The sequence below is a fragment of the Paraherbaspirillum soli genome (assembly GCF_042654985.1).
GTDB classification, from domain to species: domain Bacteria; phylum Pseudomonadota; class Gammaproteobacteria; order Burkholderiales; family Burkholderiaceae_D; genus Paraherbaspirillum; species Paraherbaspirillum soli.
The window spans coordinates 22,325-33,596 of record NZ_JBHSMT010000025.1 but is presented as its reverse complement, the minus strand read 5'-3'; the positions used below and the strand labels follow the sequence as shown (position 1 = coordinate 33,596).

The 11,272-nt window shown below is 60.1% G+C and carries 12 protein-coding genes; 3 read left to right on the top strand and 9 right to left on the bottom strand.

Going from position 1 to position 11,272, the window contains the following annotated elements; translation table 11 throughout:
• Positions 1 to 145: 145 nt before the first annotated feature.
• A complete protein-coding gene (locus ACFPM8_RS13505) occupies positions 146 to 352 on the top strand; it encodes a hypothetical protein (RefSeq protein ID WP_378998079.1) in 207 nt (68 codons plus the stop codon).
• Positions 353 to 605: 253 nt separating this feature from the next.
• On the opposite strand, the gene ACFPM8_RS13500 is transcribed toward ACFPM8_RS13505, so the two are convergent.
• Entirely contained in the window at positions 606 to 1,739 is a 1,134-nt protein-coding gene (locus ACFPM8_RS13500; protein WP_378998078.1) for a porin, read from the bottom strand.
• 246 nt (positions 1,740 to 1,985) lie between these two features.
• Here ACFPM8_RS13500 and ACFPM8_RS13495 point away from each other — a divergent pair, with 246 nt between their 5' ends.
• Together ACFPM8_RS13495 and ACFPM8_RS13490 are read left to right on the top strand one after the other, a co-directional pair.
• On the top strand, positions 1,986 to 2,225 hold the full coding sequence (locus tag ACFPM8_RS13495) for a ribbon-helix-helix domain-containing protein (protein ID WP_378998077.1): 240 nt from the start codon (positions 1,986 to 1,988) through the stop codon (positions 2,223 to 2,225).
• The gene (locus ACFPM8_RS13490) at positions 2,225 to 2,635 is read left to right on the top strand and encodes a putative toxin-antitoxin system toxin component, PIN family (RefSeq protein WP_378998076.1); all 411 of its coding nucleotides are present in this window, start codon (positions 2,225 to 2,227) and stop codon (positions 2,633 to 2,635) included. Before ACFPM8_RS13495 ends, ACFPM8_RS13490 begins: the two co-directional genes overlap by 1 nt.
• Positions 2,636 to 2,803: 168 nt before the next feature.
• On the opposite strand, the gene ACFPM8_RS13485 is transcribed toward ACFPM8_RS13490, so the two are convergent.
• The 8 genes from ACFPM8_RS13485 to mnmH all read right to left on the bottom strand — a co-directional run bounded on the left by ACFPM8_RS13485 (position 2,804) and on the right by mnmH (position 11,175).
• Positions 2,804 to 4,207: a sensor histidine kinase gene (locus tag ACFPM8_RS13485; RefSeq protein WP_378998075.1), complete on the bottom strand. Its 1,404-nt coding sequence runs from the start codon at positions 4,205 to 4,207 to the stop codon at positions 2,804 to 2,806.
• The gene (locus ACFPM8_RS13480) at positions 4,194 to 4,871 is read right to left on the bottom strand and encodes a response regulator (protein WP_378998074.1); all 678 of its coding nucleotides are present in this window, start codon (positions 4,869 to 4,871) and stop codon (positions 4,194 to 4,196) included. Before ACFPM8_RS13480 ends, ACFPM8_RS13485 begins: the two co-directional genes overlap by 14 nt.
• Positions 4,872 to 5,008: 137 nt before the next feature.
• Positions 5,009 to 5,806, bottom strand: a complete 798-nt coding sequence (gene phnE / locus ACFPM8_RS13475) for a phosphonate ABC transporter, permease protein PhnE (RefSeq protein ID WP_378998073.1) — start codon at positions 5,804 to 5,806, stop codon at positions 5,009 to 5,011.
• On the bottom strand, positions 5,803 to 6,648 hold the full coding sequence (locus tag ACFPM8_RS13470; protein ID WP_378998072.1) for a PhnE/PtxC family ABC transporter permease: 846 nt from the start codon (positions 6,646 to 6,648) through the stop codon (positions 5,803 to 5,805). The genes phnE and ACFPM8_RS13470 overlap by 4 nt, the downstream gene beginning before the upstream one ends.
• 2 nt (positions 6,649 to 6,650) lie before the next feature.
• Complete coding sequence (locus ACFPM8_RS13465) at positions 6,651 to 7,475, bottom strand: phosphonate ABC transporter ATP-binding protein (RefSeq protein WP_378998071.1); 825 nt, start codon at positions 7,473 to 7,475, stop codon at positions 6,651 to 6,653.
• 635 nt (positions 7,476 to 8,110) lie between these two features.
• On the bottom strand, positions 8,111 to 8,983 hold the full coding sequence (locus ACFPM8_RS13460) for a putative selenate ABC transporter substrate-binding protein (RefSeq protein WP_378998070.1): 873 nt from the start codon (positions 8,981 to 8,983) through the stop codon (positions 8,111 to 8,113).
• A 42-nt stretch (positions 8,984 to 9,025) separates the two neighbouring features.
• A complete protein-coding gene (gene selD, locus ACFPM8_RS13455; protein ID WP_378998069.1) occupies positions 9,026 to 10,084 on the bottom strand; it encodes a selenide, water dikinase SelD in 1,059 nt (352 codons plus the stop codon).
• Complete coding sequence (gene mnmH / locus ACFPM8_RS13450; RefSeq protein WP_378998068.1) at positions 10,051 to 11,175, bottom strand: tRNA 2-selenouridine(34) synthase MnmH; 1,125 nt, start codon at positions 11,173 to 11,175, stop codon at positions 10,051 to 10,053. Before mnmH ends, selD begins: the two co-directional genes overlap by 34 nt.
• Between the last annotated feature and the right edge of the window lie 97 nt (positions 11,176 to 11,272).

Below are 11,272 nucleotides of genomic sequence, written 5' to 3'. Positions count from 1 at the left end.
CCCGATGGCTCATGTTTAACCGCGTTCTGTTGGGCTGCAAAGCCCAACATTGGTGGTGATTAAAGAAATGTTGGGCTTTGCAGCCCAACCTACAGGCTGGTCGAAACGCGCTGCACTTTTCCCAAACTCTAGCTATTAAATTCAAATGCCAACCAACCACACTCATTCACATTACGCAGTCTTGGGCGTTGTCATTTTGCTTGCGACCCTATTTTCCGCCACACGTGAAGAGATGCGGCTGAAGACAGGCCGGGTGATTACGCGTTCGGAAAATCCGCTGCTCTTCTGGTTCATGATCGGCTTGATGGCGGTCTGCGGTCTGGTCATCATTTATATCGGTCTGCATGAATGAGATTCGTAGGTTGGGCTGCAAAGCCCAACGTTTGGCAGCGATTAAAGAAATGTTGGAACTTGCAGAGAAGTAGGGTGGATGAGCGCAGCGTTATCCACCGCTGGATGTGCTGCATGCGATTGATGACGTATCCAAAACGGCGGATAACGCTACGCTCATCCGCCCTACCTCCTGGCATTTTTTACGTAAGTGTCAATAAAAAAGGCCGGTAGCGACAAGCAGTCGCCACCGGCCTTTTCTCAATGCCAGCCGCTTAAAACTTGGTCCGCATGCCGACCGCGAATTCGGTCTGGTTCTTGAACCCATGAGCCGATGCGACGCGATAGCCGTCGTCCAGTTTCATATAGTCGGCGGCGACATACAGTTCAGTCCGTTTCGACATGTGATAGAAGGCCGAGCCGTAGACGGTGGATTTCTTGCCGCTGCCGGTGGCGTTGGCCAGGCTGGCGTCGGCGTAGGCGTTCAGGGTGCCGGTGCCGGCCAGGTTGTAGGCGGCGTTGTTGGCCTTCATGACTTGATAGCCGATTTCATAATCCATTACGCCTTGCGGGGTGAATTTGGCCGACACGGTGTAAGCGTCGTCCTTGCGCTTGCCGAGCATGCCTTGCTCCGCGGTGTAATGGAAATAGCCGGCGTTCAGGCGCACCAGGTCGAACATGTAGCTGCCGCCCAGCGAGTAGGATTTGTGTTTCTCGGTGCTGTTGTTGAGGGCGTTGCCGACGTCGGCTTCGTTATAGAAGCTGGAGACCAGGAAGTTGCTGCCGTTGTAGCCGAGCGCGACCGACTTGGTGGTGTTGGTCGAGAACGCGCCGGCGACATTGCCGAACTGATATCCGAGGCCGGCGACCACGCCGTTGTCGAACACTTTCTTCCACACCACGCCATTGTTGTAGCGGGTGCCGGTCGCGCTGCCGGCGTAGAAAATCATTTGCTTGAAGTTGTTATTGTTGGTGAAGCCGCCTTCTTCCGGGCCGAGCTTGGAGCCGTACGCATCGCCGTAGATCTGCGCGAAATCGCGCGCCAGCGTGTTTTGACGGCCTAGCGTGACTTGGCCGAAAGTGTTGCTTTGCAAGCCGACCCAGGCATCGCGGTTAAACAGCACGCCGGGGGTGTCCATCTCGCCGGTGCCGACCACGAATTCGCTCTCCAGCTTGAAAATCGCCTTCAGTCCGCCGCCCAGGTCTTCGTTACCGCGGAAGCCGATGCGGTTGCCGCTGAACCAGGCGACCGGGATGCCGGTCAGGCGGTTGCCGTTGCTGTCGGCGTGATTGACGGTGCTGATGGTGGCGTCGATCAAGCCGTAGATGGTGACGTTGGATTGCGCGGAGGCGGTGCCGGCACAGCCCAATGCGCCCACGACGGCCAGCGCCAGTAGCGATTTTTTCATTTTGTCTCCAGATATTTATAGTTGATTCGGCTGATCGTCCTGGATCAGTCAGCAGACTATAAAAGTCGGCAGCTTACTGATTGCTTTCAGTTGTTGAATCTTTGTGGGTTTGGTGCCACAGCGGCAAGGCTGGGTGCAGGCGGGGTTGTTTGTAAGGATTTGCCCAAAAGACTACGGCCGTTGGGATGCCTTGAACAGGGTTTTTTAATGGTGTATAAACACATAAACACCGTATAGGGAGCAATCATGAACACAGTCCGTTGGAATATTGCAGTTTCGCCCGACACCGATCAGTCTCTTCGTATGTTTCTGGCGAGCCAAGGTGGCGGTCGCAAAGGCGACTTGTCACGTTTCATTGAAGAAGCTGTTCGCGCCCACATCCTTGAGTTGACGGCCGAGCAAGTCAAGGCGGCTAATGCCGGGGTGAGTGAAGGAGAGCTGGCCGCGATCATAGATGAAGCCGTACAGTGGGCCAGTAATCACTGATGCGGGTTGTACTCGACACCAATGTGCTGCTCTCGGCACTCATATCGCCGCACGGTGCGCCAGACGTCATCTACCGAGCTTGGCGTGCCGCCAAGTTTGAGGTCGTCACCTCAGTGGTGCAACTTGATGAACTGCGGCGCGCCAGCCGCTATCCGAAGTTTCAGGCTGTATTGCAACCACATCATGTGGGCGCGATGGTTAACAATCTTCAGCGCGCAATTGTTCTGGATCGACTCACCTCCGAAGTTGAGGCGGATGATCCGAACGACGCGTTTTTACTCGCGATGGCTCTTGCCGGGGATGCAGATTATCTGGTTACGGGAGACCGTCGCGCGGGACTCTTGCAGAAAGGGAGTTTTGGCCGAACGCGGATTGTCACTCCAGGCGCGTTCTGTTCGGAAGTGCTGTGACTGCTTTTGACGCGAATAAAGCAGTGAGCGGACGCGGCAACAGCCTGGGCTTTTTAAAACTTCGGCGCTCCGTGGTCCGTTAATAGGGGGTAGGTTGGGCTGGAAAGCCCAACATTTCTTTAATCATGGCCAAACGTTGGGCTTTGCAGCCCAACCTTCGCGGCTCTATTAACTGGGTTTGTGCGGCAGTGCCGGAAACAACACCGTCACAATCAACCCGCTGCCGCCAGCCGGACTGCCCAAAACCACCTGCGCCGCGCTGGCCAAGGCGATCTCGCGCACAATCGACAGCCCCAATCCGCAGCCATCCGAGCGATCTTCGCGCAGCCGGTAGAAACGCTCGAATACGTGCTCGCGCTCGCTCTCCGGGATGCCGGGGCCATTGTCTTCTATGCGCAGCGCGACGCGGTCCTGATCGGCGGTGACGGCGACCGTCACCGTGCCGCCGTCCGGCGTGTAGCGCAGCGCGTTGTCGACCAGATTGGCGACCAGTTCTTCCAGCATCGAGGGGCTGGCATGCACCATTACCGGCGACTCGCGGAACTCGAAGCCGAGGTCGATCGTTTTGGCTTGCGCCAAGGTCGCCAATTCTTCCAGCACTTGCTGCACCACCGCAATCAGGTCGACATCGGTTTGCCGCAGCGGATGGCCGATGCCGGCTTCGGCGTTGGATAGCGTCAGCAACTGGTTGACCAGCCGGATCCCGTGTTGCACACCGCTGTTGATCGCGCGCAGCGCAGCGTCCTTATCCTGGATCTCGCTGCTGCGCAGGCCGTAGCTGACCTGGGTGTTGAGCACCGTCAGCGGGGTCCGCAGCTGGTGCGAGGCGTTGGCGATGAAGCGGCCCTGGGCCGACATGTGTTCGTCCAGCCGTCTGACATAGTCGTTGATGGCGTGCACCAGCGGCGTCAGTTCGTGCGGCACCGGCGCGGTATCGAGCGCTTCCAGCGTGCCGGGTTTGCGGCGCTGGACTCGGTCGCGCAAGCGCATCATCGGCGCCAACCCGTGCCGCAATCCGAGCAATGCCAGCAGCACCACCAGCGCCAGTATCGCCAGTTGCTGCTGCACCGTGTGCTCCCACATCCGGTCCGACAATATTTTGTAAGAGCGCAGGGTTTGCGCGACTTCGATCAATACCGGTCCTTGCGCCGGACTGCCGAATACCGGCTGCGCGAACGCGGCGATGCGCACCGGATCGTCGCGAAAGACGGCGTTGAAATACAAAGCTTCTTCGTTATGCATCGGACGCGGCGGGCCGGGCAGGTCGGGCTGGCCCGCCAGCAGCGTGCCGTCGGCGGCGACGATGCGGTAATACACGCGATCATGGGCGTCGGACTGGAATAACTCCAGCGCCGCCGGCGGAATCACCACCTGCAACGCGCCGTCTTCGTAGCGTATCTGTTCCGCCATGATGCGGGCCGAGCCGAGCAGCATGCGGTCGTGCACCACGGTCGCCATCTCGGCCGCATTGTCGTAGGTGACCCAGGCATTGAACGCGACGAACAAGGCCAGCGGCACCAGCAGCCACGCCAGCAATTGCGTGCGCAAACTTTTCAGTCTAAGCAGCTGCATGCTGCTGCTTGAGCAAATAGCCCAGTCCGCGCAGGGTGATGATAGCGGCGTCGCCGTGTTCCAGTTTTTTGCGCAGGCGGTGGATATAGACTTCGATCGCGTCTTGCGACACTTCTTCGGCCAGCGCATAGAGGCTGTCGGCCAGCGCTTGCTTGCTGACGGTTTTGCCCATTTTCATGATCAGCACTTCCAGCACCGCGTGTTCGCGCCGGGTCAGCGACAGCGCCTGGCCGTCGATAGAAAAGATGCGGCTGTTGCTGTCATAGCTGAGCGAGCCGCACTGCAGGATCGGATTGCGTTGCTGGTTGGAACGCCGCAGCAGCGCGCGGATGCGGGCTTCCAGCTCGTTGACGTCGAACGGCTTGGCCAGGTAATCGTCAGCGCCGGTATTCAAGCCGACGATGCGGCCCTCGACCGAATTGTTGGCGGTCAGAATCAGCACCGGCACGTTGTTGTGGCGGGCGCGCAGCCGTTTCAGCACTTCGCTGCCGTCCAGCTTGGGCAGCGACAGGTCGAGAATCACCAGCGCGTATTGCTGGGTCAGCAGCAAATGATCGGCATCGGCGCCGTCATAGACGCAATCGACCGTATAGTTGCTGCGATGCAGCGTGAGTGCCAGCCACTCGGACAGTGGGCGGTTGTCTTCAACTAGCAAAATGCGCATAAATAGGTCTCGATAGGTAAGTAGGGCGGAAAAACGAAGCGTCTTCCGCCGTTCTATATGCGTCAAACACGTGAAGTACATCCATCGGCGGATAACGCTGCGCTCATCCGCCCTACTTCTCGTATCTCATTTGCTTCTCATTTGCTCATTATGCGCCGCAGCATGAAGCTGACTGCATCCACCGCGGCCACCATCAGCAGCATCGCCAGCATGACGCTGGCGGCGGCTTGCATCTGGAATAGCGACAAATGGTATTTCAGCATCTGCCCCAGGCCGCCGGCGCCGACCACGCCGAGAATCGCCGCGGCGCGGATATTGTTTTCCCAGCGGTACAAGGTGTACGACAGCATTTGCGATGCGGTCTGCGGCAAGGTCGCATACAGGAATGCCGCCAGCGGCCGCACGCCGTTGATGCGCAGCGTTGCTTCCGGCAGCGGCGAGCTGTTTTCAAAGGCATCGGCGAACAGCCGTCCCAGCACGCCGCTGGTGTGCGCCGCCAAAGCCAGCGTGCCGGCGAACGGCCCCAACCCGGCCGCGATCAGCAGGATGGCGGCCCACACCAGTTCCGGGATCGAGCGCAACACATTCAGCAGCAGCCGGGTGGTCAGCCGAGCGCTGTTGCCGAAACGGCCGCTGGCCGGCAGCGCCAAGCCGATCCCGAGCAGCGCCGCGAGCAGGGTGCCGATGGTCGACATCGACAAGGTTTCGACAGTGCCGACCGCGATTTTGAGCAGGAATGACGGCGCACTCTCAGGCGGCGCAAATCCGCGCAGGAACTCGACGCTGGTGCGCAGCGCTTCCTGCGTAAATAGTGCGCCCCAGTGCAACGGCAGCGAGATAAAACTGACGATGACCAAGGCCGACAAGCCGAGCAGCAAGGCGATACTCGATGCGCGCCAAGCCGGCGCTTTGGGCGGCTGCGAGCGATGCCTCATTCAAGCCTCCTGCGCAGCATGCTGCTGACACCATCGGCAGCAGCCACCAGTAAAACAAAAACCAGCAGCATGGATGACAACTCATCCCCGGCCAGCATTTTCATCGACTCGTCCATCCGTTGACCGAGCCCGCCGGCGCCGACAAAACCCATCACCACCGAACCGCGGATCGCGCATTCCCAGCGATACACGGTGTAGGACACCAGCTCGGTCGCCGACTCCGGCAACGCGCCATACAACAGCGCCGCCAGCCTGCCGCTGCCGTTGTTCAGCAAGCTCTCGGTGGCGTGGGCATCGGCCGATTCCAGGATCTCGGCATACACCTTGCCCAACATGCCGCAATAGGTCAGCGCAATCGCCAGCACGCCGGCGGTCGGGCCGAGGCCGACGATGCGCACCAGCAGCAAGGCCCACACCAGTTCCGGCACGCTGCGCAGCAACACCAGCAGCCAGCGTCCGGCTTGCCGAATCAGCCTCGCCGGCAGTCCGCTGCGGCCGGTACCCAGGCGCGAGATCGACAGCCGCTGCGTGACCAGGATGGTCATCGGTATCGCGCCGGCCAGCGCCAGCGTCATGCCGACCGTCGCCATCGCCACCGTTTCCCAGGTCGCGGCGGCCACCATTGTTAAAAATTCGACGGAGTGCGCGGGCGGCACAAAGCCGGCCAGGAATTTGCCGGCCGCATGCAGGCTTTGCGCATCCAACAAGATCCACGGTTTGAATTCGCAGAACACCAGCGCCGGCCACAACAGCGCGACGGCGACGATGCAGACTATGACCCGGCCGCGCCAAGCGGGGTCCCGGTGTTGCTTGAGCGCGGCGGCGGCAGATAGAGAGCGCATGGTCAGCAGCGCGCAGTCTGCACGGCGGCGTGGATGTCGAACCCCGGCGTTGGCGGCGCTTGGTCCGCAGCTTGTGGCCGATCGGCATGCCGATACAGCGACGCTATCATGGCTTCGGTCAGGTTTTCGCGCAGCACATCGAACACGATCCGGCCGTCGCGCAAGCCGATGATGCGCGGGAAATGGGCGCGCGCCAGTTCCAGCTGATGCAGGCTGCAGATCAGCGTGGCTTGGCGCGCCGTCGCTTCTTGCTGCAGCACCGCCAGCGTATGCAGGGCCAATGCCGGGTCGAGCGCCGACAGCGGTTCGTCCACCAGGAAGGCGTCGGCGCGGCTGATCAGGCAGCGCGCCATGCCGCAGCGTTGGCGCTCGCCGCCGGACAGGCGGTCGACTCGCGCATACAGTTTGTCCTGCAAATTAAAACGCGCCAGCGCGTCGAATGCGGCGGCTGGGTCTGTCGGTTTGATCAGCGAGATGACGGCCCGCCAAACGCTCCATTGCGGCAGCAGCCCGGCCAGTACCGCGCTGACCACTCTTTGGCGCGGCGGCAGCGGCGGGGTTTGCGGCGCCAGAAAAAGGCGGGCGCGCATCGCATGCCGGGCGCTGCTGCTCAAGCGCCACGGGTCGGCGCCGAACAGCGTGAAATTGCCTTGTTCTGGCCGCAGCGCGCAGGCCAGTGTGTGCAGCAAGGTGGTCTTGCCGGCGCCGGATGGGCCGATCAGCGCGATCTGTTCGCCTTGCGCGACCGACAGGCTGAGGTCGCTGAGCGCATTGGGAGCGGTTGCGCTGGGGTGGCGGACGGACAGATTGGTTAGTGAGAATGTCATGCTCGATATGGGCCGGGTTTTCTGGATACTGCGATGAGGTAGCTCACCGGGGTCAGAGTTTTTTTACGCAGGGTTATCGCGTAAATTACTCTGACCCCGCTGAGCGGGCTACGGAGTGCCGAGGGTTGATTTTAGATGCTGATGTTTTGACGAACTCAGCTTTTCGCCCTGACGGCGACTTACTTTATTTTGCTTCGCCAAAATAAAGTAAGCAAACAAAAGGCGACCGCAAGCCACTGCCCGCCGTAGGCGGGTCCCCAAATGCGCCAACTATTAGCCGGGTGTGAAGACAAACTCGCCTTCGGCTCAAACATGCCTTCCCACAATTCCCGGCTAACAGTCGTCCCATTTGGCAGCGTCTCAATGCGGAATTCGACGTCAACTGCAACGTCAACTACAACGTCAAAAACAACCCCAACCCTTCGGCGCTCCGTGGTTCGTGTGCGGGGACATAGAACGTAGGTTGGGCTGCAAAGCCCAACATTTCTTTAATCGCTATCAAACGTTGGGCTTTGCAGCCCAACCTACGCTGCTGTCCCGCAAATGCTTTTCATTGCAATTTAGACGTTTTATCTAATCAGTTGGGGACAGAGTAATTCGGCACGCTACGGTGCCTCTTAAACTCTGTCCCGCAATTACTTCAATAGTCCCGCATTACGCGCCGCCGCCTCAATCGCTACATAATTCTCCGCCTTGGTCGGGATGAAACGCGTCGCCCGTTGCAAATCCAGGATTTCCTTTTGCTGCGGGTCGTTTTTATTCAAGCTCAAAAAGGCGTCGGTCAATTTCTTGCGCAACGCCGGGTTCATGTCCGAGCGCACGCTCCAGTTGTAGTCGTAATAGCCCGGCGTGGTGTAGAACACGCGCACGACTTTGCTGTCGACTTTGCCGGCCGCTACCAGTTTTTCCCAGACCGAGATATTGAGCGCGCCGGCATCGACTTTGCCGCCGGCGACCGCGGCGACGGTGGCGTCATGGGCGCCGGAAAAAGCGATGCGCTTCATGTCGGTGTCGGGATTGATTTTGGCTGCCAGCAAATACGAACGCGGCATCAGGTGGCCGGAGGTGGAGGACTCGGAGCCGAAGGTGAAATTCTTGCCTTTCAAATCCTCCAGCTTGTTGATCGACTTGTCGGTGGTGATGAACACCGACTTGAATTTTTCATCTTCCTCGCGCTGGACGATAGGGATCACCTTGCCGCCGCTGCGGGTGTTGGCCTGGACAAACGTAAAGCCGCCAAACCACACCAGGTCGAGCTTGTTGTTGATCAAGCCTTCGACCGAGGCGGCGTAATCGGTAACCGGGGTGAACTCGACTTTGACTCCGAGTTTTTGCTCCAGGTAAGTGCCCAGCGGTTTGAACTTGCGTTGCAGCTCGGTCGGCGCTTCATCGGGAATCGCCGATACCCGCAATACCTGCTGCGCATAAGCGAGGCCGGTGGCGCCCAGCGACACGGCGGCCAGCACGACAGCCAGCGACGATTTGATGGAAGAAGAAAAACGGATCATGGCGAACCTTTTGTAGGGTAAAAAATATGAGAGGCAGTTGGCTTACGACGCGACCTGCACCCCGGCCGCACCCGCCTGCATTTCGCCGATGACGGCGGCATCGGCAAAGCCTTCGCTCCGGAACAGCGCCAGCACCTGCTCCACCGCGCCGGCATCGCACGACACCAGCAAGCCGCCGGAGGTTTGCGGATCGGTCAGCAAGGCGCGCTGTACGGCGCTAATCGCAGGCGCCAGTTGCACCTGGTGGCCGTAGCCGCTCCAGTTGCGGCCGGAGGCGCCGGTGATATAGCCCTGCTCGGCCAGTTGCTGCACGTTCGGCAATAGCGGAATCCGTCCGATCTCGAGCCGGGCCGACAAGTCGGCGGCACGCGCCAGTTCCAGCAAATGCCCCAGCAAACCGAAGCCGGTCACATCGGTCAGCGCATGGACGCCGGCCAGTTCCGACAGCATGCAGCCCGGTTTGTTGAGCTTGGTGGCGTTCGCTATCAGCGCGGCGTAGCCCTGCGCGTCCAGCGCATCTTTCTTGAGCGCCGCCGACAGGATGCCGACCCCCAGCGGTTTGCCCAGGATGATTTGGTCGCCGGCCTTGGCGCCGGCATTGCGTTTGACTTTGGACGGGTGCACCAGGCCGAGCACCACCAGCCCGTAAATCGGCTCGACTGAGTCGATGGTGTGACCGCCCGCGATCGGGATCCCGGCTTCGGCGCAAATGGTCTCGCCGCCTTTCAGGATCTGGCCGATGACTTCCAGCGGCAATTTGTCTATCGGCATGCCGACCAGCGCCAGCGCCATGATCGGCGTGCCACCCATCGCATACACATCCGAAATCGCATTGGTGGCGGCGATGCGGCCGAAATCGAATGGATCGTCGACGATAGGCATGAAAAAATCGGTGGTCGCGATCAGCGCCTGTTCGTCATTCAGTTTATAGACGGCGGCGTCGTCGGCGGTTTCGATGCCGACCATTAATTCCTTCGGCACCGGGAAGCCGCTGGAATTCTTAAGAATCTGCGCCAGTACGCCCGGCGCGATCTTGCAGCCGCAACCGCCGCCGTGCGAGAAAGAGGTTAATTTGATGCTTGCTTCGGTAAGGTCGCGCATAAAGGTCCTGGAGGTGAGGTCGGAGATTGAGGCGTGCTGGAATGCAAGTGCAGTGCGGCCTGGAGGAAGGCCGCCGCCGAAATATCCTGCAATTCTAGACCTTGCGCCGCCGTAAATTGTTCGAAATTCCGTTTGATCGATTGCAGATAAGCCGGATCGTAATGTTTCACCAATAACTCGTCGACCAATTCCGCCATCCGTCCGTCCAAAGCCATTTGCTGCCAGCGGCCTATGGTGTCGCGGCCGTGCAAATAGCGCAGGCAGTCGAGCTGGGCGTTCAACAGGCTGGGGTCGTTGATGAAGTGCGCATAATCTTCCATCAACAGTTTGACCCGCTCCGCGCGCGCCAGGGTCAGGGCGATGCAGGACGAGCTGCGCATTTTTTCCATCAGCGCATCCGGCACCCGCAGATTGCCGACTTTTTTGCTTTCGGATTCGACGAAGACCGGCCGCGCCGGGTCGAAACGGCGCAGCAAATCCCAGATACGGCTCTCGAAGGTCTTTTGCGCCGGTTGCGCCTGCGCCGGCAGATTGCCCAACACCGAGCCGCGATGCGCCGCCAGCTGCTCCAGGTCCAGCACCTGCGCGCCCTGTGCCGCCAGCACTTGCAGCAGGCGGCTTTTGCCGCTGCCGGTCGGACCGCACATTACCTTGAACGTCAAGCGCTGCGGCAACTCGGCCAACGCGGTATTGACGTGCCGGCGGTATTCTTTGTAACCGCCGTCCAGCTGCGCCACCGGCCAGCCGATCTTGGCCAGGATGTGCGCCATCGCGCCGCTGCGGTTGCCGCCGCGCCAGCAATAGATCAACGGCTGCCACTCCCGCGGCTGCGTCAGGAATTGGGTTTCGATATGTTGAGCGATGTTTTTGGCGACCAGCACCGCGCCCAGCTTTTTCGCTTCGAACGCGTTGACCTGCTTGTACATGGTGCCTATCTGCACCCGTTGCGCGTCGTCCAGCACCGGACAATTGATGGCGCCGGGGATATGGTCTTCGGCAAATTCCCACGGACTGCGCACGTCGATGATGGCGTCGAATTGATCGAGCTGGGGGAGGACCTCGGCGAACGGAAGCACTGCGGGGTATTTCATCGGCGTATTTGGGGACGGTGTCGGGTTGGAGCCGACATTATCCGGCAAATGATTGATGTAGGTCGGAAAAGCGCAGCCCTTGCAGGGCGCGTATCCG